This is a genomic window from Pedobacter rhizosphaerae (assembly GCF_900111155.1).
Classification (GTDB): domain Bacteria; phylum Bacteroidota; class Bacteroidia; order Sphingobacteriales; family Sphingobacteriaceae; genus Pedobacter; species Pedobacter rhizosphaerae.
The window spans coordinates 245,776-272,538 of the sequence record NZ_FOGG01000002.1 but is presented as its reverse complement, the minus strand read 5'-3'; the positions used below and the strand labels follow the sequence as shown (position 1 = coordinate 272,538).

General features: G+C 39.0%; 27 protein-coding genes. 9 read left to right on the top strand and 18 right to left on the bottom strand.

All coding sequences use genetic code 11. The features are described from left to right. Positions 1 to 175: 175 nt before the first annotated feature. Positions 176 to 1,495, bottom strand: coding sequence for a hypothetical protein (locus BMX11_RS02740; RefSeq protein WP_090881027.1), 1,320 nt, complete (start codon positions 1,493 to 1,495; stop codon positions 176 to 178). Between the two features lie 193 nt (positions 1,496 to 1,688). Further along, the gene (locus BMX11_RS02735) at positions 1,689 to 1,970 is read right to left on the bottom strand and encodes a hypothetical protein (RefSeq protein ID WP_090881024.1); all 282 of its coding nucleotides are present in this window, start codon (positions 1,968 to 1,970) and stop codon (positions 1,689 to 1,691) included. A gap of 581 nt (positions 1,971 to 2,551) precedes the next feature. On the opposite strand from BMX11_RS02735, the gene BMX11_RS02730 reads away from it, so the two are divergent. Beyond that, complete coding sequence (locus BMX11_RS02730; RefSeq protein ID WP_090881021.1) at positions 2,552 to 3,733, top strand: glycoside hydrolase family protein; 1,182 nt, start codon at positions 2,552 to 2,554, stop codon at positions 3,731 to 3,733. A 1-nt stretch (position 3,734) separates the two neighbouring features. Here BMX11_RS02730 and BMX11_RS02725 read toward each other — a convergent pair whose 3' ends face one another. From BMX11_RS02725 to BMX11_RS02715, 3 genes are all read right to left on the bottom strand, one after another. Further along, positions 3,735 to 4,595, bottom strand: a complete 861-nt coding sequence (locus BMX11_RS02725; RefSeq protein ID WP_090881018.1) for a hypothetical protein — start codon at positions 4,593 to 4,595, stop codon at positions 3,735 to 3,737. A 75-nt stretch (positions 4,596 to 4,670) separates the two neighbouring features. Continuing rightward, entirely contained in the window at positions 4,671 to 5,543 is an 873-nt protein-coding gene (locus BMX11_RS02720; protein WP_090881015.1) for a 1-aminocyclopropane-1-carboxylate deaminase/D-cysteine desulfhydrase, read from the bottom strand. Between the two features lie 60 nt (positions 5,544 to 5,603). After that, positions 5,604 to 6,632, bottom strand: coding sequence for a DUF6588 family protein (locus BMX11_RS02715; RefSeq protein ID WP_090881012.1), 1,029 nt, complete (start codon positions 6,630 to 6,632; stop codon positions 5,604 to 5,606). A gap of 101 nt (positions 6,633 to 6,733) precedes the next feature. Between BMX11_RS02715 and BMX11_RS02710 the strand changes: the two genes are divergently transcribed. Together BMX11_RS02710 and BMX11_RS02705 are read left to right on the top strand one after the other, a co-directional pair. Beyond that, a complete protein-coding gene (locus tag BMX11_RS02710; protein WP_090881221.1) occupies positions 6,734 to 7,762 on the top strand; it encodes an RluA family pseudouridine synthase in 1,029 nt (342 codons plus the stop codon). A 3-nt stretch (positions 7,763 to 7,765) separates the two neighbouring features. Beyond that, positions 7,766 to 8,605: an aminotransferase class IV gene (locus tag BMX11_RS02705; protein ID WP_090881009.1), complete on the top strand. Its 840-nt coding sequence runs from the start codon at positions 7,766 to 7,768 to the stop codon at positions 8,603 to 8,605. A 26-nt stretch (positions 8,606 to 8,631) separates the two neighbouring features. On the opposite strand, the gene fmt is transcribed toward BMX11_RS02705, so the two are convergent. Then, on the bottom strand, positions 8,632 to 9,540 hold the full coding sequence (gene fmt, locus BMX11_RS02700) for a methionyl-tRNA formyltransferase (protein WP_090881006.1): 909 nt from the start codon (positions 9,538 to 9,540) through the stop codon (positions 8,632 to 8,634). A 135-nt stretch (positions 9,541 to 9,675) separates the two neighbouring features. Here fmt and BMX11_RS02695 point away from each other — a divergent pair, with 135 nt between their 5' ends. Continuing rightward, complete coding sequence (locus tag BMX11_RS02695; RefSeq protein ID WP_090881003.1) at positions 9,676 to 10,722, top strand: DNA topoisomerase IB; 1,047 nt, start codon at positions 9,676 to 9,678, stop codon at positions 10,720 to 10,722. A gap of 24 nt (positions 10,723 to 10,746) precedes the next feature. Then, positions 10,747 to 12,594: an ATP-binding protein gene (locus tag BMX11_RS02690; RefSeq protein WP_090881000.1), complete on the top strand. Its 1,848-nt coding sequence runs from the start codon at positions 10,747 to 10,749 to the stop codon at positions 12,592 to 12,594. A gap of 10 nt (positions 12,595 to 12,604) precedes the next feature. Here BMX11_RS02690 and BMX11_RS02685 read toward each other — a convergent pair whose 3' ends face one another. Together BMX11_RS02685 and BMX11_RS02680 are read right to left on the bottom strand one after the other, a co-directional pair. Beyond that, positions 12,605 to 12,811, bottom strand: a complete 207-nt coding sequence (locus BMX11_RS02685) for a hypothetical protein (protein WP_090880998.1) — start codon at positions 12,809 to 12,811, stop codon at positions 12,605 to 12,607. Positions 12,812 to 12,992: 181 nt separating this feature from the next. Then, the gene (locus tag BMX11_RS02680; protein ID WP_090880995.1) at positions 12,993 to 14,270 is read right to left on the bottom strand and encodes an exo-beta-N-acetylmuramidase NamZ family protein; all 1,278 of its coding nucleotides are present in this window, start codon (positions 14,268 to 14,270) and stop codon (positions 12,993 to 12,995) included. A 156-nt stretch (positions 14,271 to 14,426) separates the two neighbouring features. Here BMX11_RS02680 and BMX11_RS02675 point away from each other — a divergent pair, with 156 nt between their 5' ends. Beyond that, positions 14,427 to 15,647, top strand: a complete 1,221-nt coding sequence (locus BMX11_RS02675) for an ABC transporter permease (protein WP_090880991.1) — start codon at positions 14,427 to 14,429, stop codon at positions 15,645 to 15,647. A gap of 9 nt (positions 15,648 to 15,656) precedes the next feature. On the opposite strand, the gene BMX11_RS02670 is transcribed toward BMX11_RS02675, so the two are convergent. After that, entirely contained in the window at positions 15,657 to 16,097 is a 441-nt protein-coding gene (locus BMX11_RS02670) for a hypothetical protein (protein ID WP_090880988.1), read from the bottom strand. Between the two features lie 58 nt (positions 16,098 to 16,155). Continuing rightward, on the bottom strand, positions 16,156 to 16,956 hold the full coding sequence (locus BMX11_RS02665; RefSeq protein WP_090880985.1) for a tRNA pseudouridine synthase A: 801 nt from the start codon (positions 16,954 to 16,956) through the stop codon (positions 16,156 to 16,158). Between the two features lie 75 nt (positions 16,957 to 17,031). Between BMX11_RS02665 and BMX11_RS02660 the strand changes: the two genes are divergently transcribed. Next, positions 17,032 to 17,412 carry a YchJ family protein gene (locus tag BMX11_RS02660; protein WP_090880982.1) on the top strand — a complete coding sequence of 127 codons (381 nt, stop codon included), beginning with the start codon at positions 17,032 to 17,034 and terminating at the stop codon, positions 17,410 to 17,412. A gap of 50 nt (positions 17,413 to 17,462) precedes the next feature. Here the strand turns inward: BMX11_RS02660 and mazG are convergent, their stop codons facing one another. The 4 genes from mazG to BMX11_RS02640 are packed head-to-tail and all read right to left on the bottom strand — an operon-like array spanning position 17,463 to position 20,184. Next, positions 17,463 to 18,278: a nucleoside triphosphate pyrophosphohydrolase gene (mazG, locus tag BMX11_RS02655; protein ID WP_090880979.1), complete on the bottom strand. Its 816-nt coding sequence runs from the start codon at positions 18,276 to 18,278 to the stop codon at positions 17,463 to 17,465. A gap of 27 nt (positions 18,279 to 18,305) precedes the next feature. Then, the gene (locus BMX11_RS02650; protein ID WP_090880976.1) at positions 18,306 to 18,755 is read right to left on the bottom strand and encodes a DoxX family protein; all 450 of its coding nucleotides are present in this window, start codon (positions 18,753 to 18,755) and stop codon (positions 18,306 to 18,308) included. A gap of 21 nt (positions 18,756 to 18,776) precedes the next feature. Next, a complete protein-coding gene (locus tag BMX11_RS02645) occupies positions 18,777 to 19,073 on the bottom strand; it encodes a hypothetical protein (protein WP_090880973.1) in 297 nt (98 codons plus the stop codon). A gap of 1 nt (position 19,074) precedes the next feature. Next, a complete protein-coding gene (locus BMX11_RS02640; protein ID WP_090880970.1) occupies positions 19,075 to 20,184 on the bottom strand; it encodes an AI-2E family transporter in 1,110 nt (369 codons plus the stop codon). A 337-nt stretch (positions 20,185 to 20,521) separates the two neighbouring features. Between BMX11_RS02640 and BMX11_RS02635 the strand changes: the two genes are divergently transcribed. After that, the gene (locus BMX11_RS02635; protein WP_090880967.1) at positions 20,522 to 20,740 is read left to right on the top strand and encodes a hypothetical protein; all 219 of its coding nucleotides are present in this window, start codon (positions 20,522 to 20,524) and stop codon (positions 20,738 to 20,740) included. Between the two features lie 82 nt (positions 20,741 to 20,822). Here the strand turns inward: BMX11_RS02635 and BMX11_RS02630 are convergent, their stop codons facing one another. After that, positions 20,823 to 21,770 (bottom strand): aldo/keto reductase, encoded by a 948-nt coding sequence (locus BMX11_RS02630; RefSeq protein ID WP_090880964.1) that lies wholly within the window; start codon positions 21,768 to 21,770, stop codon positions 20,823 to 20,825. A gap of 294 nt (positions 21,771 to 22,064) precedes the next feature. After that, a complete protein-coding gene (mnmD, locus tag BMX11_RS02625; protein ID WP_090880961.1) occupies positions 22,065 to 22,730 on the bottom strand; it encodes a tRNA (5-methylaminomethyl-2-thiouridine)(34)-methyltransferase MnmC2 in 666 nt (221 codons plus the stop codon). A 195-nt stretch (positions 22,731 to 22,925) separates the two neighbouring features. On the opposite strand from mnmD, the gene BMX11_RS02620 reads away from it, so the two are divergent. Further along, positions 22,926 to 23,264 (top strand): MmcQ/YjbR family DNA-binding protein, encoded by a 339-nt coding sequence (locus BMX11_RS02620; RefSeq protein ID WP_175474451.1) that lies wholly within the window; start codon positions 22,926 to 22,928, stop codon positions 23,262 to 23,264. 438 nt (positions 23,265 to 23,702) lie between these two features. On the opposite strand, the gene BMX11_RS02615 is transcribed toward BMX11_RS02620, so the two are convergent. Together BMX11_RS02615 and BMX11_RS02610 are read right to left on the bottom strand one after the other, a co-directional pair. After that, positions 23,703 to 24,479, bottom strand: a complete 777-nt coding sequence (locus tag BMX11_RS02615; protein WP_175474450.1) for a DUF2625 domain-containing protein — start codon at positions 24,477 to 24,479, stop codon at positions 23,703 to 23,705. A gap of 175 nt (positions 24,480 to 24,654) precedes the next feature. Further along, positions 24,655 to 26,691 (bottom strand): M13 family metallopeptidase, encoded by a 2,037-nt coding sequence (locus BMX11_RS02610; protein WP_090880954.1) that lies wholly within the window; start codon positions 26,689 to 26,691, stop codon positions 24,655 to 24,657. Positions 26,692 to 26,763 lie beyond the last annotated feature (72 nt).

Here is a 26,763-nt window from a genome sequence, read left to right as displayed (position 1 = left end):
CGAAGTTAAAAGCTATTGCTATCGTTGAAATATATAATCATATCAAAGTTGTTGGCAATTGATAATTTTTTATTTACTGGTATGGATATTTTTCAGCATGACCAAGGATTAAAAGTTAAAGCATAGAAAGATAGGAACAGTACTAGCCTTTTTTACCTAAACATCATTTATTTTCTTAATCCCAAAGTACCTGCTGATATTTTAGGTTTTGGCGGAATGCAGTTTTATCAGTCGATGATATCTGGGTTTTAAAGGTAGTTTCGAATAAAAATACCGCTTCATCAAAATTTCTTATTCCTACGTTATAAACCTGCAATAGATACTGAGCAGGATCGCTCTTTAAGTCAGCAAAAACACCTTCTCCCTGCGCATTACATATAATAGCTTCAATCAGTTCCTGATGTGCCTGAGCATTATATTTGTATTGAAACAGCATATAGCTTGAAGATTTGGTACCCCACCTTTTTGCACGGTTTTGCAGATATTCCCATTCCCGCTGAACTTCCTCTTTATCATACTCTACATAATGTTCTTTTTTACCATATTTAGCGTATAAATTATCAAAATAGTTTTTGCCATTAAAAGGATTCAGAAAATTAACATTCCCTTTTACCCTATAAGCGATCAGTCCGAAAGCATCATTGCTTCCTACGTCGTTATTAATATCCAATAATGTAGTTTGGCTCCCACCCACAATACCCCGCCAATCGCCTGTAGTAAAGCTATAACAATACTTATTCCAGTAGGCTTGCATTTCGAGTGATTTGGCCTTCATCTCATCTGTTCCCATGTTTGAAATGTCTATTGCGCCAAGTTTGAAAAATTTGCACCAATAAGACGGCCATTCCTGCGTGCCGCATTTATAACCCGTTGTTGAATCGAATATTATACCCTGGGCTTCATTTTTAGATGGCGGTAACACTTTCTGGCAATAAGATGCTTGTGGTAATGTTTTTACCATGGTTACGGCAGCTATATTTTGTGCAGAATCTGCTAATTTCAGCTTATAACAAAGGGTCTCAAAAACCAACAGATCTGTATTTTTTATATGCAACTGGATACTCCTTACACTGCGTTCGGCAGTTCGATCGGTGTACTTGTTTTTAAAATAGTTTCCATAAGTAAGCTTACGGCTTTGTATAATGGGCTCAGTAAAAAAAAGGTATACTGCTGAAGTGCTAATTTTCTCGTGTGTAATACTCTGCAGGTTTTTCCACGGAATATTCTGGTAAGTGCTGCTTACCCTCGCAAATTTTTCGGTGCGGGTAAAAGTTACCGATTGAAACGTATCGAAACTGTGGGTTAAGGTGTTGCAGTTTGCATCGATGGTATTATTGTAATACTGAAGTTCATCCGAATAACTGGAATTGTTAATTAGCCGGCTTAGTTGTGCGGCAATCTGCGTACGCGATTGGGCATATCCATTAGTAGTATTGATGCATAGGGAAATGGCCAAAAACAATACCCCCTTGAAATATTTAAAGTATCTTTTCATGATTTTTTGTTTGAAACAAAATTTATTCAAAAATACTTCGCCGTTTTTTAAATGAGTATCCCCATTAAAGGGTATTTGTATAGTTTTAGTGCCAGATTGATTACTAGATTAAGTTCAAAGCTTTTTAATGCCAGATGCCTGGAAAAAAGAAACTACTCTTTGCCCTATAGCAGATGCACAAGTCTTTAACTATTTAAGATTTATTATCAGCCAAGTAAGTTGAAATCTCTTTTAATATTTTTAGACTAAATGGGTGCTTGCCTGCCAACCATCTTTTCACCTCTTCCGGGTTAACATCCAATATTAAGGCAAAGTCGTTATCTGCAAGACCTTTTTGCGCAAGGGCTTTGGTGGTTTTTGTAGCAACTTCGAGGTTTAACTGTGTTAATTCGGCTATTGCAGGATTTCCGTTCTCTTCCATCCAGATGGAAACAAAATCGTTATCTTCTATGATCTTTTCTGCTGGGTTTTGCATGCGTCTATCTGAACTTTGTTTAGGGGCAAAGTTAGGGTATTGAGGGTCAAGTGTCAAGAGTCAAGAATCAAGTATTGAGTTGCAAGTATTAAGTAGCAAGATGGTTTATCAAGTTAAATAGTGAAAGATGAATAAAAGCAACTTTAGCTAATCTTTGGATTAATATTAGCTTTTTATGCCCTTATTGTTAAAGCGAAAGGCTAGTATACCTGGACTTGACTTGCACTTAACCTGGACTTGTGCTGGAGAAAGGTTTATAATCAGGTGTTATCTTAATAAGGCGATAACCACATCACCAAGATACGAAATTTTATAGAGATGATTAGATACCTATCACACTAAAATTACAGGTTATAACTGCATATTGAAGAATTAGAAAGGTGGAGAGACGAAAAAGATCTGGCAGGTTTTTTAAGACCTGCTTTATTTCAGGATTATTGTTATCTATGTAATAATTTATCATCTGGCAAGTTGCCCATTATTGTTGTTTCCCGAGAAACTCATTCCTGCATATTTCATCCCGAAATTTAAGTGCTTTTCAGCTTGTTGTGAAGAGGCTGAACTATTAATTTTTGCATATTATGAGTTATAAATTGATTATTGCTGCTGTTTGCTTCCTGATGTTTGCACATTTTAATTTGAAAGGACAAGGTAATTCAGATAATCTGAATCTTAACAAGATGTTGGGGACTGTCGATTCTACAAATATGTTTCAGCTTGATCATTCTTATGTATGGTGTGGAAGTGCTGTAAAGGGCGAGGACGGCCAGTATTACCTGTTTTATTCCAAATGGCCGCATGGAAAACGTTCTTTAACAAGGGATTCTATGGAATATATTTTTGATGGTTTTAAGGGATGGTTAAAATATTCGGAGATTGCTTGCGCTGTTTCAGATAAACTAAATGGGCCTTACAAACATTTTAAAGATGTTTTGAAAGGAGATTCAGACACCAGCAGATGGGATCAGTTTAGGATGCATAATCCCCAGATCAGAAAATTTGGAGGAAAGTATTACCTCTATTACATCAGCAATTCCTTCAATAAAGATTACCAGTTACAAGGGGCCACACCACAATGGTTACATTGGATGAAGTACAACAGCGGACAGCGAATAGGGGTGTTGATAGCCGATTCTATGGATGATCTTTTAACTGGGAAATACGTTCGGTCAGAACAACCCATTATGGGCCCCAATAACGCGCAAACATTCGAAGTAGCTGTTAACCCTTCTGTAACTAAAGGGCCTGACGGGAATTACTATATGATTTTTAAGTCGAGAAAGCCCAATGTTGGAAACATGACCCATTGGATTGCCACTGCGAAGAAACCTGAGGGGCCATTTAAAATGAGATCTCAGGTTTTTACCAGTGCCGAAATGGCTTGTGAAGATCCCTGCATCTGTTATGACCAAGATCGTAAAAGATTTTATGCTGCCGTAAAATATTATTCGAATAGTAAAAAGCTAGTGCCTCAATTTGGCGCATTGGCGTTGATCACTTCTGAAAATGGTTTAGATTGGAAGCCAGCAAGAAATCCATTAATTTCACTTCGGACACTTAAAGTCAGCAATGGTGAGGAACTTGCACTACATAATCTGGAACGTCCTTTTATCGTAACAGATGAAAAAGGGATACCTACAGCATTATTTGCGGCAGCTGCTACATTGGATCCAAGCAAAACTGAGGCTGGTGCCGTAGCAAAAGAATATAATACCTTCAATATCAGCATTCCTTTAATTCAGCCCTTGAAGCAGAAAAAGTAATTTAAATCGCCTTCAATGCCCAGGTTTCTCTAATCTTTCCAACGGTTGCAGATTGTTTAACCCATTTGCTCAACAGTGCAGGATCTGCATACTTAACTGCAGATAGTTGATGCCATACCGATGTTGCTTTGGTGGTAAGCAATAAACCTTGTTCTTTGAAAAATGCTTCAGCCTGCTGGAAGCTATCAAATTTATTTTCTTCCACATGGTGGGCCTGCAAAAATTGATTGAAAGCATCCGGGATTGTTGTTTCTTCCAGCTCCTTTTTAATATAGATGTCGCCAGTAATCCAGTAACCGCCTCTTTTGAGTAGGGCCTTGCGAATAGTTTGGCAAAGTTGTGCCTTTTCACCATGGTTTAAGTACATGAGCAGACCTTCATTCACGATGCTCAACCTGCCTGCAGGCATACTTTCTACCGCGGAAGCAAAAGCGTTGTGATCTAATGCATTGAGGCTTTCGGTAATCAATTTCCCTCTCAAGCTGAGGTGTTCCTGTCGGATAAGCTGCTGGGTTAAATCCTTTTTAATGGAGATAATTTCAGATAAATCGGTGTCTTTATAGCAGATATTGGCATGATGGCTGGCCATATTTAGCCCTCTGAAAGAGAAACCTGAAGATATTTCGAGTACGTTTAAGCTTCCAGAAGCGAAAAGCAGGCTGTCTAGAGACAAGTATCTGCTTTCAAAGTGGATCAGTCTCTTCAGAAATAGTTCATCAGTTAAATTTGTAGCTAGCTGATCTAAGGCATCGTTACCCCAGATGATCTTCGCAGCATCTGCAATGAAAGGAATATTGGTTAAGCCTTTGGTTAAAAGCAGCATTTTTGCCGATGGACTGATAGAACTGTAATCGCGTTGCATGGTTCGTGTTTGAAACAAAAATCAAAATTAACATAATTGCAATAAGTTTTATCAGGGCGTGTATTCACAATGGTTTCAGCTGAACTTTTCTTTCATTCCTAAAATGCCCAGTAAACCACCGGTATGCAGGGCCAATATTTTATCCTCTTTATTAATGAGGTTTTGCTTTTGGAGGTCGATTATGGCGTAAAACATTTTAGCCGTGTAAACCGGGTCTATTAGCAGGCCGGTAGTTGCAGTAAAGGATTGGATAAACTGGATTAATGCAGGAGTTGTTTTGGCATAACCTCCAAAATGATAGTTGGTATGTAAGGTTAAATGGGCAGAAACAGAGACATATTTAGCCATTTCATCCTGAATAAAATCACCACCCTTTAACACGGGTATTACATGGAGCTTCGTGTTCAGTTGATTTTGTTGAATTCCTTTTAACAAACCCGCCGCTGTAGTGCCGGTACCTGCTGCACAGAAAATATGGTCGTATTGAATGGGCAATTCGGTTATAATTTCGGCACAACCGATGGTCGCTTGTGTTGATGCACCGCCTTCATCTATAAAATAAGCGGTATCGTCTTTACTAAAATATTGCTCAAAGCACGCAACTTTATCTCTGTAGCTTTCTCTTTCGGTAAAAATGAGTTTCATGCCGAATAAGGTACACAGCATCAGCATTTCATTTTTAACAGCTTCGCCCCGAACAAAGGCTGTGGCCCTTAAGTTGCTTTTTGCAGCGGCAGCGGCAGTAGCTACCAGGTGGTTAGAATAGGCCCCACCAAAGGTAACCAAATGGGTTTTGCCTTTGGAAATTGCATCCTGCAACAAATATTTAAGCTTTCTCCATTTATTTCCAGAAATATAAGGGTCAATCAGGTCGTCGCGTTTTACCCAAAGATTGGAAAACGGGGCAATATTTAGTTTCTGAACAGGGCTATTTAAATTCTCAAACACCTGTAAAAGTAAAAAACACCTGGAATATTCAGGTGTTTTTTATAATTGTTGTTATTATTTTTATTGACCGATACCTAAACCAATACCCGCATTAACCATACTGTATTTAGCGGCGGTGTAAGAACCGTAGAATTTAAAGAATCCAAATTTGAGCTGGAAACCAAGGCTTCCCCTTAGGCCATCTATATCAGTTTTATTTACTGATACTGGATCGGTATAGGTAGTTGATGAAGTTGCGCCAGTGGCAAATTTGTAAGTTCCAAGGGCTTTTAAGTTCGTTTTTGAGGTTTGATAGCCTACACTGGCAAATGGGGTAAAGAACAGGAGTTTTTTAGATACTATTGCATCGAAATTAACGCCATTAAATTTGGCATCTATTCGTTGATTTGAATTGGCTGTATTATCAATATCTAGGGGAAGGGTGTATTTGTACTGGGTAAAACCTCCGGCAAGTGCAATATCTACAGGAATCAGCTTTTCACTTTTTCCCATAAAAAGCGGGAGTAATTCTATTTTGGCTCCAAAGCCGATCATAGATAGGCTCCCTAAATCACTACCCAATTTTATTTTGGGCATCGCCCTTAAAGAGATATCAATGTTTTTAGGTAAACCTAAAGTTGCTTGTATTTGTGCAGCAGGAACCACATGGAAACCAAGGCCTTGTGGTAAATTGAAAAACTTGCCGGTAGGAATGCCTGCGCTGGTGTAAACTTCCATTCTTCCGCCTTCCTGGTCGTTACCAAAGGCTGTTGGACCGATAGAGGAAGAACCTAAAGCAGGTTTGATGTTGTTTAAGCCAAGTGTATTCACATCATAGCTTCTGGCAGATTGAGGGACAAATGCAGCAGATGCAGATACACGAACCTCGAATTTTAAAAAGCCTTTGGATCGGGCGGTATTGTTCCAGCCGTCGCTTAAACCCACTCCCAAACCTTTATACAAAGGATCAAAGTAAGCGTTGATTAATTTTGTTGCATCGGCCGGGCCTGAAACAAACAAGTCGCCAACATCTTGTTGTGCTTTTACACTTCCAGCAGAAAAGGCCAATAACAGGCCCACAAGTGATTTTAAAGGGTAAAGTTTCTTCATATATTAATTTTTTGGATGATAAATTAAATAAAGATAATGCTGTTTTTGTAATTCCCTTATCAATTGAACGAATCTTATCGGTAAAAGTTTATTTTTGCAGCATGGAAAATGCGGTTGAATTGCAGGAATCAGAAGAGCAGGATTTATATGAACATTTAAAGATTATTGTTGATAAGGGGCAATCGCTGCTTCGTATTGATAAATTTTTAATGCACCGTGTGGAAAACGCCTCGCGAAACCGTATTCAAAATGCTATTGATGCAGGAAATGTATTGGTTAACCAGAAAACGGTTAAATCGAGCTATAAGGTTAAGCCCTATGATGAGATTTCTATTGTTCTACCTCATCCTCCCAGAGATACAGAAGTTTATCCGGAAGATATTCCGATTGATATTGTTTATGAAGATGACGACCTCCTGGTTGTAAACAAGGCTGCAGGCATGGTTGTACATCCGGGCTTTAACAATTACACCGGAACGTTGGTTAATGCCCTGGCCTTTCATTTTGAGCAATTGCCACAGCTACCGGGGAATGATGGAAGACCGGGATTGGTTCACCGGATTGACAAAGATACATCAGGGCTATTGTTGATTAGCAAGAATGAAAAGTCTATAACCTATTTGGCTAAACAGTTCTTCGATCACAGCATTACCCGTAAATATATTGCGCTGGTTTGGGGAGATATCGAAAATGATGGCACGGTTACTGGTTATATTGGCAGAAGTGTTAAAGACCGTAGGGTAATGGATATTTACGATGACGAAGAAAAAGGAAAATGGTCTGTAACACATTATACTGTATTAAAAAGATTAGGTTACGTCACTTTAATCAGCTGTCAGCTGGAAACAGGTCGTACGCATCAAATCAGAGCGCACATGCAACATATCGGACATCCATTATTTAATGATGCCATGTACGGGGGAGATAAGATTTTAAAAGGAACTACGTTTAACAAGTACAAGCAATTTGTTGATAATTGTTTTGATTTGTTGCCAAGGCAAGCGCTACATGCACAAACCCTGGGTTTTATTCATCCAACAACTAAAGAATATATGCTATTTGAAGCGGCTTTACCAGAAGACTTTAAGGCTGCACTAACGAAATGGGAAAATTATACCGCCACATCATAAATTATGTCTCAACAGTACCTCTTATTTAATGATGAATTTCATGCGGTTGATGCCCCTATACTATCAGCGGCTAATCGCAGTTTCAAATTTGGCGATGGCCTTTTTGAGAGTATGCGAATGATTAACCATAAGCTGCAGTTTGCAGATTTGCACGCAGACCGTCTTGTTGCAGGTATGAAAGCCCTTAAAATGGATGGTCATGCGTTGATGGATGATTATTTTATCAAGCAAAAAACGGCTGATTTAGTTAAGCGTAACCGATGGAATGGTCATGTGCGTTTTAGGTTATCGGTTTACAGGCAGGGCGCAGGCGTTTATACCCCTGAAATTAATAAAGCAGGCTATATTTTAGAGGGTATTCCCTTAAAAACCACGCAATACGAACTAAACAGTAAAGGCTTAATCATTGATGTTTTTGATGAAATGACTAAGCCCATCAATAAATTAGCCAATTACAAAACGGCTAATGCCTTACTTTATGTAATGGCCGGATTGTTTAAAAGCCAGAACCGATTAGATGAGGCAATGATTTTAAATCAGAGTGGTTTTCTTTGCGAGAGTATTAGCGCCAACGTATTTGTGGTTTATAACAAGCAGGTGTATACACCCGCTTTAACTGAGGGCTGCATAAGCGGCGTAATGCGTACAGCGGTAATGCAATTGGCAAAAATGAACGATATACCTTTGATAGAAGCACAGATTAGCCCGGAAATATTGAAAGAAGCTGAGGAGGTTTTTATTACCAATGCAACACAGGGCATTCAGTGGGTAATGGGCTACGGACGTAAGCGTTATTTTAACGAAGTTTCGAAGTATTTATCAGATAAGTTGAATAGCCTGTAGAGACTATTCAACTTCTTTATTTATACTTAAAAACGCATTCCTCTTAGAAAGTCTTCAATTGACATTCGTTTTTTACCTTCGTACTGAATATCTAATAATTTAATAAAAGCATCTTTTGTAGCATATTTAAGGTAAGTTTTTCCATCGGTTAGGAATCCCCCGGCTGAAATACCAGGCTCTTTTTCTTCAATTTCTGCCTTAAATATTTTAAGTGTTTTATCATTTAAGAAAGTAAAGGCAGTAGGGTAGGGGCTTAAGCCTCTGATCAGATTGTATATTTTCTCTGCAGGGTTGTTCCAGTCAATTTTACAGTCGTCTTTAAAAATCTTTGGTGCATGCTTTAAATCATCGCTCATCAGCTGAGGCTGCTCGGTGACATTTCCTGCATCAATTGCCTTAAGTGTTTTCACGATAAGACCAGCACCGATATTCATTAATTTATCGTGAAGATCGCCTGCGGTATCATCGTTTTCGATAGGCGTTTTCTCTGCCATGATTACATCGCCTGTATCAATTTCATGTTTTAAAAAGAAGGTTGTAACCCCGCTTTCTTTCTCTCCGTTGATGATGGCATGATTGATGGGTGCTGCGCCTCTATAATGCGGCAACAATGAACCATGTAGGTTGATGGTTCCTTTTGGAGGCATATTCCATACCACCTCGGGTAGCATTCTGAAAGCTACAACCACCTGCAGGTCTGCCTCGTAAGATTTGAGGGTTTCAATAAATTCAGGGCTTTTAAGTTTTTCGGGTTGAAGCACTGGAATATGGTGTTCTACTGCATATTTTTTAACAGCACTTTCAGCTAATTTTTGACCACGTCCTGCGGGTTTATCAGGTGCAGTAACTACAGCAACAACATCATAATTGGCTTTAACTATGGCATCTAAACTGGCAACGGCAAAATCGGGCGTGCCCATAAAAACTATTTTCATAAAAGTGTGTTTTTGTTTTAATCGTTATAGGCTTCAAATATTTGTTCGCATTTAAACGGTATGTGTAAAATAACGTTGGAGCGGCCCTATAGTTTGCAAAATAACTAAAAATAAAGTCATCCTTTATAGATAAAAATGGTACAAGGTAAAGATGTAGTTAAGGCAAGTGGATTGGTTTATGTAACCGATTCCATGTCTGGCATTTACCGTAAGGGTAAGCCAGGGAAATTTTACTATGAGGATAGTAATGGCAACAGGATAAATGATGAGAAGCACCTGGAAAGGATTAAGGCACTTGTTATTCCCCCTGCTTGGCAAAACGTATGGATTGCCAATAAACCCAATGCTTATTTACAGGTAACCGGAATTGATGCTGCAGGGCGAAAACAGTATAAATATCATACTAAATGGACCAGCCGAAGGTCTGATCATAAGTATTTTAGGTTGTTGGAATTTGGGAAGGCCTTGCCTGCTGCAAGAAAACAGCTGGCCAAAGACCTGCGCAGAAAAGAGTTTGATGAAAGAAAGGTATTGGCCATTTGTGTGGATGTGCTACAAAAAACACTGATTCGCGTGGGAAACGAGAGTTACAAGCAGCTTTATGGCTCATTTGGTTTAACCACCCTCAGGGATAAGCATGTTAAAATTAATGGAAGCAAAATTGAGATGGATTTTGTGGGTAAGAAAGGTGTAAAACAGAAGGTGGAATTAAACGATAGAAGCCTGGCGAAGCTGGTTAAAAAATGCCGGGATATTCCCGGGCAAGATCTTTTTCAATTTTACACTAGGGATAATGACCATAGAAGTATAGATTCGGGTAAAATAAATAACTATATTAAGGAAATTACTGGTGATGACTTTACCGCAAAGGATTTTAGAACCTGGGGAGGAACACTGGAAGCCTTACGTCAATTTGCACTTTGCCATACTACTGATGATGAGCGGGAAATAAATCCCAAAAAGATGATCGTGAGTGTACTGGATTGTGTGGCAAAAAAATTAGGCAATACAAGAGCCGTATGTAAGAGTTCTTACGTATATCCTTTATTGTTGAATGCCTACGAAGAACAGAAGCTGGATAAATTTATGAAGAAAATGAACACCGGCAAAAAAAACTTAGGAACCGAACTTCAGCAGGATGAAAAAATATTGTTGTCCTTTCTGAAATCAACGCAAAGCTAAATTATATTTGTCCTTTAATCCCATATGTCACTAAATATAGCAGATAGTTCTACCATTTTCGGTACCCTGATTGAAGAATCGCCCATGCCAATAGCCTTATACGTTGGAAAGGAGATGTTGATTAGAGTTGCAAATGCGGCAATTTTGAATGCCTGGGGGCGTGATGCATCCGTAATAGGACAAAATCTTGCAGATGCACTCCCTGAGCTAAAGGATCAGCCCTTTCTTCAAATACTGGATGAGGTTTTCCAAACCGGGGTTGCTTACAATGCCAAGGAAGATAGGGTGGAATTGCTGCATAATGGAGCTTTACAAACCTATTATTTCGATTTTATTTATAAGCCTTTAAAGGATGAAAAAGGCCAGGTTTGGGCCATATTGAACAATGCTACAGATGTGACCGAACTGGTTAATGCCAGATTAAAAGTGAAGGAAAGCGAAACGTTGTTTCGGAAGATGATTCAGGATGCGCCTGTAGCCATTGGGATTTTAAGGGGAAAGGATTTTATTATCGAACAGGCCAATGCCGATTTGTTAAAGATTTGGGGTAAAACCGAGGCTGTAATCGGACTTCAGCTTCTGGAAGGACTACCGGAAATAAAAGATCAGCCATTTCCAGATTTATTAAGAGGAGTTTATCAAACAGGAATAGCTCATCATGGTTATGAAGCTTTAGCCCAGTTGGAGCGCAATGATATTTTGGAGGATTGTTATTTCAACTATGTTTACGATCCGATAAGAGATAAAGATAATGTAGTGACCGGAATTATGGTTGTTGCAAATGAAGTTACCAACCAGGTAAAATATAGAAATGAAGTGGCACAAAGTGAAGAACGGTTTAAAAGATTGGTTCTTGACAACCCGATGCCAACAGCCCTATATGAAACTGAGGATATTGTGATAAAGCTCGCCAACCAGGAAATGCTTAAGCTTTGGGGCAAGGATGAGTCTGTTATTGGAAAACCTATGGCGGAAGCTATACCTGAGCTGGTTGGGCAGCCATTTATTCCTTTATTACAACAAGTTTGTAGAACAGGTGTCGCCTATCACGCTGACCAGCAAGAGGCCATGTTGATGGTAGACGGTGAATATAAGAAAAGCTGGTTTAATTTTACCTACAAGCCTTTGCGCAATTCAAAAGGTGAAACTTACGGCGTTTTACATGCCGCAATTGACGTGACCAAGCAGGTGCAGCTTCAGCGGCAAAAGGATGAATTCTTAGCCATTGCCAGTCATGAACTTAAAACGCCGGTTACCAGTATTAAGGCTTACACCCAGGTGTTGGAAAAAATGATCCGCAATGAAGGAAATGAACGGAAGGCCGAAATGGTTAAAAGAATGGATATTCAGATTAATCGCCTAACGGGATTAATTGGAGATCTTTTAGATGTAACCAAGATTCAATCGGGAAAAATGACTTTTAATCCTATCAACTTCGAATTTGATGCTTTGGTAGTTGAGATGGTAGAGGAAATACAACACACTACCTCAAAGCATGAAATAATAGTGGATTTAAATGCACAAACGCGTGTATTTGCAGATAGGGAGCGGATAGGGCAGGTGATTGTTAACTTCCTCACCAATGCAATAAAATATTCAACAGATTCAGAACATATAGAGGTTAAAACTTTTTTAAAGGAAAATGAAGTTTTACTCAGTGTGCGGGATTTTGGAATCGGGATTTCTAGAGATTTACAGCACCTAGTTTTTGATCAGTTTTATCGCGTAAGCGGTAAGTTACAACATACTTATCCAGGTTTGGGCTTAGGACTTTATATTTCTTCAGAAATTATTAAAAGTGAGGGCGGTAGAATCTGGGTGGAAAGTGAAGAAGGAGAAGGCGCTACATTCTTCTTCTCGCTAAAAATTTAGCACATTTACCTTACTCCTTTGGTGCTTTCTTAATAGAGTGTACCGGTTGTTCTTCAAGTTCTCTTTGCTGTGCCGGATTTTTAGCCTTAGGAGGCTTGTTCGGTAGGCTATCGTTTGGTTTTCTAACCGTTTTATGATCTACAGGTTCTCTACCTTCTGGTACTTCTTTCTCGTAGTTGCTTCCTGGTTTATCGCTTTTAACTTTTGGGCCGCTCATGATTTAATGATTAAATGAATGAATTTTGAATGAGTGAATTTGAAAACCCATTCTCCAGTAGAACAAGATAAATCGAGCTTTTGTTTTGAAGATTAATTGGTGAATGATTGAATGACTGAAAATCATTTCTTGGGTTATCGCCAGGTTCATTCAGTCATTCAATCCCTCGATCATCCTGTCATTACTTATAGAGCAGGTATTTTTTACGCATGGTTTTGTAGGCATTTAAGCCTGGCTGCCAGCTGGACCTGATTTCGGCTTCTGACTTACCATCTATAATCTGTTGTCTGAAATCTGCCACGCCAACTAATCTTTCTATCGTTCCCATTTCTTTGCTTAGTTTGGTATTGAAGAAATCGGCTTTTCTTGGTGATGCATTATAGAGTGTAATCAGCCAGCTCAGGTTAATGGCTTTAGTTTTTCTTAATTCGGCAATATCATAATTCCTCAAATCCAATCCATAACATTCCTGATCTTGAAATAACGGTGTTTCAGACATGCCCTTGATGCTCTTCGGTGTGAAGCTGAAGTCGAATTTGCCTTTAAGATATGGTGCGCCCACAATGGTAAAAGGAAACATTGTACCTCTACCATGATTAAGATAGGTGCCTTCGAACAGGCAGGTAGTTGGATAAAGCATGATTGATTGCTGGGTGTTAAGATTTGGTGAGGGCTTAACCGGAAGCGTATACTCCATATCGTGATTGTAGTTGGCTACTTTAATGATATTTATTTTGCACTTCACTTTGTCTTTTAACCAACCTTCTCCATTTAGCATTTGTGCATATTCGCCTACGGTTAATCCGTGTGCAATTGGGATAGGCTGTATGCCGATGCCAGATTTAAACTTAGGATCGAGGATTGGCCCGTCGATTAAATAACCGTTTGGATTCGGACGGTCTAGAATTAGTACTTCTTTCTTATTTACTGCACACGCTTCCATCACATGCTGCAGCGTGTTGATGTAGGTGTAAAAACGAACACCCACATCCTGGATGTCAAATATCATGATGTCGATATCGGCAAGGTCTTCGGCAGTTGGGGTACTGTGTTTACCGTAAAGGGATACCGCTTTAATACCTGTTTTAGTATCCACATCATCGGCAATGTGTACGCCTGCACTGGCATTGCCTCTAAAACCGTGCTCCGGGCCAAATATCTTCTGGATTTTAACCCCTAATTTTAAAAGGCTGTCTACAGTGGTTTCATTTCCAATAACAGAAGTTGGATTTACCACCATGCCTACACGTTTACCTTTTAAAAGGGGAAGATACTTTTCCGTTTGTTCAGCACCTGTCTTAATCGAATTTTTATTGGTGTATGGTTTTTCAGCCTGCTCAATGGTTTTGCTTTCTGTAGCTTTTACTATTCCAGATGCATCTGTAGAAGATTTTGGCCCCTGACCGCAGGCTGATATGGCAATTAAACAGGTTAATGCAAGGCTGATGTACTTTTTCATAGTGTTTTAAAGTAGTTAAACTAATGTCTCCAAATGTTTAAGGTTAAAAACAATTACGCTGTTTTATATATTTGGTATTACAGACGGATTATTTTTAAAAAATGCCTTTATTTAAAAGGAAATAAGCATTTTTGCTAAGTTAGTAAAATTATCAAATTGAATTTCGAATATTTCATAGCGGGGCGAATAGCCATTAAATCTGAGCGAACCTTTTCTAAGCTTATCGTGCGCATTGCTATTGCGGGGGTTATGTTAAGCCTTGCCGTGATGATTCTTTCTATTGCCATCATTAAAGGCTTTAAAACAGAGATTCAGGATAAGGTACGGGGCTATTTAGGGGATGTTCAGGTTACCCGATATGATTTAAATAACTCTTTTGAACACTCTCCCTTTGTGTTAGATGCAGAAACTGTTAGACAGCTGAAAAAGAATCAAAACATTGATTTTTTCTATCCTTTTGCCACAAAGCCTGCAATAATATCGGCAAATAATGAAATTGAAGGGATTAATTTCAAGGGAATTGATAAAACCTACCGCTGGGATTACATTGAAAAGCATATTATTAGCGGTACCATAATCAACTTTGCCGATAGTGCTGCTGCGATGCAGGAATTGCTTATTTCTAACTATACCGCTAAGCGTTTAAAGCTTAAAACCGGCGATGATTTTATCATGTATTTTGTTCAAAATCAGTTACGGCCAAGAAAATTTAAAATAGTAGGTATTTATGATATTGGAGTAGAAGATATAGATAAGGGTTTTGTATTGGGTAATCTCAACATTATTAAACGCTTAAATAATTGGAAGCCAAATGAAATCGGTGGGATTGAAATTAGAATCAAGAACTTCGATAGGTTGAAGCCAGTGGCAGATGATATTTACAATCAGTTACCCAGAAACCTGAGATCGTTTTCTATAAAGGAAAATTTCCCTAATATTTTTACCTGGTTGGGGCTTTTAGATGTGAATACCAGGGTTATCCTCATTCTGATGCTTATTGTAGGGGTAATCAACATGGTTACGGCCTTATTAATTATGATCCTGGAGCGCACCAATATGATTGGCATGCTTAAAGCTTTTGGCGCCAGTAACTGGAGTATAATGAAGGTGTTTCTTTACAATGCAGCGTATCTAATTGGGATTGGTTTGCTGTTGGGTAATATTTTGGGTTTAGGTTTGGGCTTTTTTCAGCAAGCTACACATATTTTTAAACTTAACCAGTCGTCATACTTTTTAGCTTATGCCCCCATAGAATTTCACTTTATGGATGTGTTTTTACTGAATATTACTACTGCAGTACTTTGTCTGTTGGTATTACTGATTCCATCACTATTAATCAGTAAAGTGTCTCCATTAAAGGCTATTCGATTTAAATAGCCATAGGCATTAGTTATCCTTTTTAAGGACGTATTGGTACGACATCTGTACGTAAGAAGTAGCAGAATGGATATTGGTTTGTGGTTGCGTACGTCTGGTAAAGATTAAATCGCGGCCTTTAATTTCCATATCGTATTCGCCATTTAAAATTCTATTCCGATCAAATTCGCCAGTCCAGGTATTTTCATCAACAAAGGTGGCAATACCATTTTTAACTGAAAAAGTTCCGTTGCCTCCAACTGGTTTGCTATTAGTATTCAGGCTTATCGTGAATTCACCCTGGTTTAAAGTCAACGAAACCGGAATGCTCTCTGTATAGGTATTGATACTATTTTTGATGGTAAAGGTTCCAGAGAAGGCACCATCCTGGATGATTGTTACGCTGCTTGATTTTTTACAGCCACAAAAAAGTGTAACTGCTAATAAGAAAGTTAAGATCGTTGTTTTCATACTTGTAAAACGAAACATCTGCCGGGAACGCTACAACGAAATTCATACCGCTCAGAAATTATACAGATTTCCAGTCGGTACCCTGCATGGCCGATAAAAACTCGGTTCGGGGTGCCAGGTTGAGGTATGGATACGTTACCTTCGATAGGTATAATCCTGTAGGATAAGCTGGATCTAAAGTTTTAGGTGTTTCGAGGGTAATAAAATGACTTTCGAACTCGTCAAGGCTAAGTTCACCCTTTCCAACCTTTAAGATCTTGCCCATTAAAATTCTGATCATCTTGCTTAAAAAACGATTGCTGGCAATGTGAAACCTAATGCGGTCGCCACTGGCATTGGTCAATAAATCGGCTTCCTTCACATTGCAAATGGTGTGCTCATATTTATTGGGTTGGGTGCAAAAAGCCCGGTAATCTTTGTATTTAGGCAATAGGTTAACGGCAGCCTTCATACTGGCTAAATCTATTTTGGGTTCGAGGTAAAAAGAACTTTGGTGATTTAAGAAAGGATCTTTATAAGTATGGATAAAGTAATCGTATTTTCTTTGTACAGCGTCAAAACGGGCATGTGGCAAGCCCTCCATTTTAATAATATCAAATATGGCGATGTTTTGTGGAAGGGCTTTATTTAAGCGATAGAGGAGATCAAAGTCGAAGTCTGTTTCTATATCTGCATGAAAAAAATACTGACTTGCGTGTACATGGGCATCCGTTCTTCCACAGCCGTTAATGGGTACAGGAAACTTGAAAATCTTGAAAAGGGCATTTTCAATGGCTTCCTGAACGCTAATGGCGCCAGGTTGTTTTTGCCAACCGTTGTAATGCTGACCTTGATAGGCAATGTGGAAGAAGTATCTCATTATTTGGACTGCAATTTTACGGAAATTTTAGGAGAGGAAATATTAAATACTATTTTTGCTTATCTGTGAATCATTATGAATATAGTTAATTGTCCTTGCGGTAGCGAATTGGTGTACCTGAACTGCTGCCAGCCTTATCATCTAAATACCCAGGTAGCACCTACAGCAGAAGCGTTAATGCGCTCGAGGTATTCTGCCTTTGTGGTTCAGAATGCCGATTATTTATGGAATACCACCCATGTGAGTAAACGGAAGGGGTTTAGTAAAGAGGGATATCTAAGTAGTGCAAAAAATACCACCTGGCTTAAGTTAGAAATTGTTTTTGCCGATGTTGATGTAGTGGAATTTAAAGCTTACTATCTGAACAGGAAGTTTCAGGCGGAGGTATTGCATGAAAAATCGAACTTTAAGCAAGAGGAGGGGAAGTGGTTTTATTTAGATGGTAAGTTTTATTAGGCGTAAATTTAAATTGGGTGGGTTGTGGGTTAGAGTTATTGGTCCGTGGGTCACGGACCAAGGGTTTTTTTAGCCTCATTCCAATAAATGTCCATTTCGGCCAGGGTCATATCTGATAAAGCTTTGCCGTTCTCCTGAGCTTTGCTCTCGAGGTACTGAAAGCGTTTGATGAATTTCTTGTTGGTTTTCTCCAAGGCATTTTCGGGATTGATGTTGATGAATCGTGCATAATTAATTAGTGAGAAGAGTACATCTCCAAATTCTGATTCTGCCTTTTCCACATCAATTGCAATTTGGTCTGACACATTAAATTCTGCTTTAAATTCTTGCAATTCTTCTTCTACTTTTTCCCAAACTTGGTTTTTATCTTCCCAGTCGAAACCTACTCCACGCGCTTTTTCTTGTATCCGGGATGCTTTTACCAGGGCTGGAAGGGATGACGGAACGCCTGCGAGTACAGATTTATTACCTTCTTTTAGTTTAATCTGCTCCCAGTTCCGTTTTACATCTTCCTCATTTTGTACCTCCACATCTCCATAGATGTGCGGATGACGATTGACCAGTTTGTCACAAACACCGTTCAATACATCAGTAATGTTGAACTCATCAGTTTCGGAAGCGATTCGTGAATAAAAAACCAGATGCATCATTAAATCGCCTAATTCCTTTTTTATTTCCTGGATATCTCCATCTAAAATTGCATCCGAAAGTTCGTAAGTTTCTTCGATGGTGAGGTGGCGAAGGGTTTCCATGGTTTGCTTTTTATCCCAGGGACATTGTGTACGGAGGGTATCTAAAACATTAAGCAGACGTAAAAAAGCATCGGCTGGATTGTGGGCAGTAACAGGAATAGGATTATTAGGCATCTTTACTTCTCTTTTCTTTAGACAGAATTATCGAACGCTAAAATACCAAACCCATGCTATTAAAAAAAATTGAAAGGGAATCCTGAACCATAAATATTTTAATCCCGGCCCCTGTTTGTAAAGATTTTCATAATTGATGCTGTGTTTGGCTGCATAAATATTGGCCGGTAAAATGGCTAGCAGAAATAAGATGAGCAAAATGCCTACAGGGTAACGGATGGCTGGAATACCCAGCCCAATTGCGAAGAGTATTTCCAGGATACCTGTCGCCACAACAATTTCTACCTTTTTAGGGATAAATAGCGGAACCATTGCAGCCATAGATGTTTTAAACTTGAAATGTCCCATTGCTGTAAACAATAGCATTACACCCATGGCTATATTACCGGCAAAGATGTGGTTTTCTTGTGCATCGAGGTAACGGTTGAAGCCAACCAGTAAAACGAAGGTAATTAATAGTACCAGGAGGGGTTTCATGAACAGGATGATAGCGTTTCGTTATTTGATCAAATTAAATGCAATGAGAAGTGTGGCCAAAAACAAGACCACCAAGCCCGATAAGAAGATGAAATCTGCCGCCTGCTCCAGTCTTTGGCTTGCCTTCGATGCCTGCCTCATAGATACAAAAGAAAGGATGCAGCTAGCCATAAAAATAATAACCGCTGCAACTGCAAACTCATCAATTAGTGAGCCATCGGAAAGATTGAACTTTTTTAAGGAAGTTAATACTATGAAGCAAATGCCCAATAAATTGGCAGAGGTGCTTAAAATATGAGGCGCTCTTTTCTCAGGCATGCTAATCTTTTTCTTCTAGTTTAATCTTCTTGGTAATTCTGTACACCCTTTTCTTTTTCTCCGGTTTGTGTTCTTCGCCCATTAGTATTCCCCACGGTTGCAAGGTCTCAATTCTATCGAACATAATCTTCAGCATAGCCAGATATGGAATGCATAAAAACATACCTGAAATACCCCATATCATTTCTCCAACCACAATTCCGATAAAGGCTACCAAGGCATTGATTTTTACTTTCGAACCCACCACCAAAGGCATCAGTAAATTACCATCAATTGCATGTACCCCTACAAAGGCAATCAATACTAACAGCACCTTACCCGCACCGGCAGTTGCAAAAGTAATCAAACAGCTGACGAGCAGCGCAAAGAATATCCCCAGATAGGGTACAACATTAAAAATACCTGCGACCAGTCCTAATAAAACAGCATATTTCACACCTAACAGGCTCAATACCGTAATCATTAATAGGGTTACAATGAGCATTTGTAAGAACAAACCAATGATGTATTTTTTGATAATCACCTGGATTTGACTTACAATCTCGGCCACCTTTTCTTTATGCTCTTCTCTAAATACTGAGGTTAAGAAAGTAAATAGAATGCGGCGGTAATTGATTAAAAAGAACGTAAACAAAAGCGTAAAACCCAGAAACAAGAGGGTGGAAGATAAAGTAGCTAAAGTTGTTGCCACTATGGTGGCACTTGTTGCTAATGCTTTTTCAGTGCTATCATTAAGGTAGTCCAATTGCTTTTGAGAGTTTACCCCAAAGGTTTTAGATATCCAATGCTGTAATTCGTGGTAAGATACGTTGGCTTTTTCTTTGAGTAAAGGCCAATCGGCCCACAAATCACTCAGTTGATTGCCAAAAAAATAGATAATTCCGCCAACGATCAAAATCATTAAGATAACTGATACCAGCGTGGATAAGCTTCGTTTAAATCTGAAACGATGCTCCAAAGTGTTGGCTACAGGTAATAACAATAAAGCCATTAAGAATGAAAACAGCAAGGGAGCAAGAAGCGACTGCCCTAAAATAGCGATATAGGTGAGGCTGATTAAACAGAATAATACCAGGGCCAGTTTAGGTAAAAATGAGAGTTTATCTTTCATATAATTTTTTATGCTGTTAATACAAAATGCTTGGTTAAATGTTTGGCAAGGCATTTAAATATAACAGAATATTTTAATAGATATGAACCTTACTTAAATTGACTGATTTTTATGGGGTTAAAACAAAAGCACATGATTTATATCAATTATTACAATTTAACTGCGTTTTAAATGAATATTAATTCTATATTTGAATTAAGCAAGGGGTGAGAGCCTTGCAACAATCTATAAGATTGAGAGCGTTAATTTAGATAAAAAGGTTACGACAGCGAGTGTTGTAACCTTTTTTTATTGCCGTAAATCTGAAACTTTCTACTCTTTTAAATGTTTGATAAATATGGAATTCCCACATGAACTTAAAGAACTTTATCCCGATAAAATCATCGAGGTTAGGGGTAATGCAGAAGCGTTAACGGTTATCTTGAATAAAGATGTTGATATTCAGAAATTGTCGAGGGAATTTGAGCGTAAGTTTCACGATTTGAATGAGCCTATGACTCTTTTTCTGAAACACGAGGATAAGCAGGATTTTGAGAAACTCGTGTTGAAAGCTTAAAGTTGCTGGTTGATGAGTTATAAATTGCTGCTCCGTAAGTTATAATTTGCTGGTCCGTGAGTCACGGACCAGGGGTTACCTATTAATATATGCTTGCTTTATCTAAAAGGGATATATCCTGAGCGGTTAGCTTGAGGTTTATCGCATCTGTAAATGATTTAAGCTGGTTTACATCGGTTACACTAGCAATTGGTGCAGTGATTGATGGATGGTAAATAAGCCAGGCCAAGGCCACAGCAGCTGGTTCGGTTTGATGTTGGTCTGCTACCTGATCAAGCGCATCTAAAATTCTAAAACCTCTTTCGTTTAGGTATTTCTTTACTCCAGCTCCTCGTTGACTTTTTTTCAAATCGTCATCACTGCGGTACTTTCCTGTTAAAAATCCACTGGCTAATGAATAATAGGACACTACACCTAAATCGTGTTCGAGACAAATTTTTTCATGGTCGCTTTCAAATTCGGCTCTGTCAAATAAGTTGTATCCCGGCTGGTAAACCTGGTAACGTGGCAGGTCATTTTCGTTAGCGGAGATCAAAGATTCCTTTAAACGTTCGGGAGAGAAATTAGAAGCGCCTATCCACCGTACCTTTCCGGCTTTAATCAAGCTTTCATATGCACTGAGTGTTTCTTCTACAGGGGTGCTTTCGTCATCATAATGAGAGAAATATAGGTCAATATAATCTGTTTGAAGCCTTGTTAATGAATGTTCTACCTCATCAATGATGTAATCTTTTTTAAGTGATTTTCCCTGGCCCATGTCCGAACCAACCTTGGTGGCCAAAATCACATCGTGTCTTTTGTTTTGCTTTTTTAGCCAGTTGCCAATGATGGTTTCAGACTCGCCACCTTTGTTCCCTGGTTTCCATCTGGAGTACACATCAGCAGTATCGATAAAATTAAAACCGCTTGCTACAAAATGATCCAGTATCTCGAATGATTTTTGTTCGTCTATAGTCCAGCCAAAAACATTGCCTCCAAAAACGATAGGAACAATATTGAGGTCTGACTTGCCTAAAATTCTTTTTTCCATAATATGAGTGATTAATACTAACCAAACAAAACCAGGAGGAAGCAGTTTGCCAGTGGTGTCGAATTTTTGTCAGTTTGTTATTAGTTTTTAAGTGGTGTTAACCACCTTAGGCGTCTTAGAAGGTGGTTTGTATGATGGGCTGCAGGCAAATTGTATATAAAAAAAATACCACCTTAGGCTTCTAAGCACCTAAGAGTGTGGTTTGTACGATGGGCTGCAGGCAAATTGTACATAAAAAATCACCATAGGTTTCTTAGTTGGTGTTTCGCATAAATTACCTGAGGTTATTCGAATTTACAATTCTTTTATTGCACGGAGCATCTCTCTTTTACCTGGCGCACCAGGGAGTTTTTCTATGGTGAAGCCGTTTGCCTTAACTGCTCGTTTTAGTTTCCCTGTAATGGCATAAGTTACGAAGGTACCACCGGGTTTTAGAAAGCTACATGCATGGCTGATAATTTCGTCAGTCCACATTTCTGGCTGATGTTGAACAGAAAAGGCATCATAATAGAGAACATCGAACTTGTGTTCGGTGTGATAAGCCGCTAACGTGGTATGCGGAATCTCTAGCCTAGAATGTGCGGTTATTTGTTGAGGTTGCTTTAATGCTTCATTGTAATAAGTGTTGAAACTTTCCCAAATATCAATAGGAACGTAGGCCGCATAACCTGTTTGTTGGATGGTAGCTAAATCCAGGGGGAAAGCCTCTATGCTGGTGTAAGTTAATTGAATAGCATTTTTTTCACAATATTCCATACTCAGTATAAAATTCAGTCCCGTACCAAAACCAACTTCCAGAACCGAAACTTCCTTTCGATCAGAACTCGCGAACTTTAAACCGGCTTCAATAAAAACATGCTTGCTTTCTTGCAGGGCACCGTGTTTACTATGATAATGCTCTCCAATGGTTTCATTGTAAAGTGTATTAGAGCCGTCGGCAGTTTGCGTAATGATATTCATATGGTGCCAAAATTACTAATATTTCATTTATGGTTGTTCGCTATTCTGCTATCGTTTTCAAACATGTTGGCTAAATGAATATAAGGGTTAGCAGTTATGGTATAGTCAGGTATTTCAACCTGTAATTTTGGTCATTTTGGTTCTGACAACTAAAAACTATTTTCCTTAGCTTTGATGATAAATCATCGCTTCATTATGGATATAGAATCATTTCGAGAATATTGTTTGCAGTTACCCGGTACAACAGAGGGTATGAAATGGGAGCATCTGTGCTTTATGATTGAGGAAAAGATATACGTGATCATCGCCATTGATGAAGGGAACAGTTTTTCTATTAAATGTAATCCTGAGGAATTTGATCAGCTGGCCGCTCGTGATGGAATTCAGCAGGCAAGGCACATGGCCAAGCGTCAATGGATATTGGTAGATAACCTAGAGGTTTTTAATGATACAGAACTTAAACAGCGTGTAGCGGATTCTAGAGGGATGGTGTTGAGTAAGTTGTCTAAAAAAATACAGGCTAAATATACATAGATTGAGTGTTTGGTTTCCTTTGCCCAATGGAAGAGCTAAAATCCAATTTAATCACAAAGGGCACGAAGTTTTACACAAAGTACACAGAGATAGCTTTGCTATAAAAAGAGGCCACAAAGCAGGGCTTACCTTTCTTATTTGTCTTATATGGTGAAAAAATAATACGATTGCTTTACAGGGAAGAATTATATTTTACCACAAAGGCCACAAAGTTTTACGCAGAGTAAACGGAGATAGCTTCGCAATTAAAAGAGGCCACAAAGCCAGGCTTACCTTTCTTATTTGGCTTATATGGTGAAAAAATAATACGATTGCTTTACAGGGAAGAATTATATCTAACCGCAAAGTTCACAAAGTTTTACGCAGAGTACACAAAGTCAGCCTTACACTTTCTTATGTGGTTAAAAAAACTAATTGTTTTTCAAGCCTGATTTGTATTTATTGCTTTTCAGTTTTTTGATCGGCTGCTGCGGCTTGCAATTCTTTTTGTTTTCCGATATTGAATTTGAATAGTTCTTCGGTGGTTACCAGTTTACGGGTGCATTTTTCTATATCTGTACCTTCTTTTGCCCAAAGGTATGGTCTAAAGCTATATGATTTATTGCCATCCAAATTGGCAATGAACTGATCCCAGGAGCTCCATCTTAAGCCTTTATAAAATTTAGAAAGATCGCTGTCAAAGCAGAATAAAATAAATTCGCTATAGCCTGCACCTAGCGGTTCCCAGTTTAAGCTGTTAGGGGCGAGATAATAAACATTCTTTAGGTCAGCGCCAAAAGCCCCATAATTGATAGCGAAAAAACCACCTGCGGCATCATCTGCAACTAAGAGGTAGTCAGGTTTATCGCCAAATTCTGTAATTGTTTTTCCTTTGTTCCATTCAGGTACCGACCGGTTAAGCCTGGCACTACCAGAACCTAAAATTCTGATCCAGCCGTTGTCTACCATGATTCCTCCGGTATTATAAATAATAGAGCCTAGGGTAGAGTAGGTTGAAACCTGAGCGTTATATAAGGCATCTTTGGCTTTCGCAGAGTCTAATTCTAAAATCTCCACTTTATTTTTCGCTGAATCAATCCATTTCTTTACCAATGGCCATGCAGGATCGGTTTTATTGATTAACTCATCTACACTTTGCATTTTATTCTGTGCATAGCCAGTAATCGAAAATAGGCTAAGGCTAACTATAGTGAATGCTTTGATAATGCTTTTCATGGGAGAGATGCTTAAGTTTTTCAAAGATAGAATGATAATTAGAAATTGGTGAATGGCTTTGCGATTAATTTCAAACTCATGACCTTGTTTTAATAAAAGCAAAACGCCCCGAATGTTCGGGGCGCTTGCCTGTTGGGTTGACTTTCCTTTTCGGATGATTATCTTGAGTTTTGTGTTACCACATTCTAATTCTGTCTTCTGGTTTTTTGTACAATTTATCGCCTGGTTTAACGTCAAATGCTTTATACCAGGCATCCATGTTTACAGGGGCACCAATGGTACGGTATGGGCCCGGAGAGTGTGGATCTGTTTTAATTAATTGTGCGGCAGTTTCCGGAAGAATATTACCTCTCCACACTTGTGCCCAGGCCAAGAAAAATCTTTGATCAGGAGTAAAACCATCAATTTTTTCATTGCTTTGGCCTTGTTTAGTCATTTTAAATGCGGTGTAGGCTGCATTTAAACCACCTAAATCGCCAATGTTTTCACCCATTGTGAGTTTACCAATTACATGGATAGTATCTACTACAGTGTAAGCATCAAATTGCTCTCCTAATGCTTTAGTTTTCTCTTCAAATTTCTTGCGGTCCTCTGCAGTCCACCAGTTTTTTAAGTTTCCGGCTGCGTCATACTGACTGCCACTATCATCGAAACCATGGCTCATTTCATGGCCAATTACAGCACCAATACCACCATAGTTTACTGCATCATCAGCATTGGGGTCGAAGAACGGGAACTGAAGGATTCCGGCAGGGAAAACGATTTCGTTGAGTGTTGGACTGTAGTACGCATTAACTGTTGGGGGAGTCATACCAAAACGGGTACGATCTAATGGTTTGCCAAGCTGATCCACCATTTCGTTATATCCCCAAACGCCTGCATTTCGAAGGTTTTGGAAATAAGTTCCTTTATTGATGACTAAACCATCGTAAGTTTTCCATTTTGCAGGATAACCTACTTTTGGAGTGAAGGCATTAAGTTTAGCCAGGGCTTTTTGTTTTGTCTCTGCACTCATCCAATCTAAACCATTAATTCTGATCTCGAATGCCTTACGAAGATTCGCAATGAGCTCATTCATCCGGGCCATTGCTTCTGGTTTGAAGTATTTGGCTACATACAGTTGTCCAAGCAACTCACCAATTGTTCCATCAGTTAATTGCGACATACGCTGCCAGCGTGGTGTTTGCACTTTCTGGCCTGTTTGTGCTTGTGTAAATGCAAAACTTGCCTTTACAAACGGAGAACTCAGGCTGGATGCCGAACTTTTTAAAACGTTCCACTCCAGGTAGGTTTTCCAGTCATCAACAGAAACTGATTTCAGTAGTCCATCTAAGGTTGTGAAAAATTTAGGTGAAGAAACCAATACCGTATCCTGCCCGTTGATTTTAAATTTAGGCAAAAAGCTACTCCAGTTAATGTTTGGTGTAGATTTATTAAAATCGGCTACGACGAATTTGTTATAGGTGGCCTGAGGGTTACGCATTTCAACGCGCGACATTTGCGCTTCGGCTAATGCAGTTTCGATCTTTAAAATTGCCGATGCTTTTTGCTGCGCGGCTTCTGGAGTACTTCCTGTTAAGGTAAAGAGTGTAGTGATGTAGGTATTGTAAGCCTCTTTGATTTTCTTGCTGCGGTCATCATCTTTCAAATAATAGTCACGATCGGGCAAGGTTGTTCCTCCCTGACTTAGGTTAACCATATATTTGGTTACATTTTTACGGTCTTGGCCAACGCTAATCCCGAACATTGCACCACCAATGCCATTGGTGCGCATATAGGCAACCTGATCTAAAACGCCTTGAAGATCGTTGATTTGTTTAATTTTTTCCAGGTCAGCCTTGATAGGGGTATAGCCTAGTTTTTCAATGGTTGCGCTATCCATTGCAGCGGTATAAAAATCACCTACCCTGCGTTTAACGGATCCGGCAGGAGCCGATTTGTCTGCTGCAGCATCTTCAACGAGTGTTTTTACAGCATTGATGTTAAAATCACGAAGTTCATTAAAGCTTCCCCAACGGGTTTCCTTAGCAGGAACGGGATTGTTTTTGATCCAGTTTCCACTGGCATATTGATAGAAGTCATCCCCGGGCTTAACGGATAAGTCCATGTTGGATGGGTCGATAAATTTTTTGGGTGCTTGCGCATTTGCAGAAAAGCCGGCTGCTACAATGCCAAGTGCAGCAAAATATCTTTTCAAATTTGGGTAATTCATTCGCTTAAAAGTTAGTTTAGCGAAATTTATGAAATACTCGTTAATAGTAGGGTAATATATTAGAAATATTAC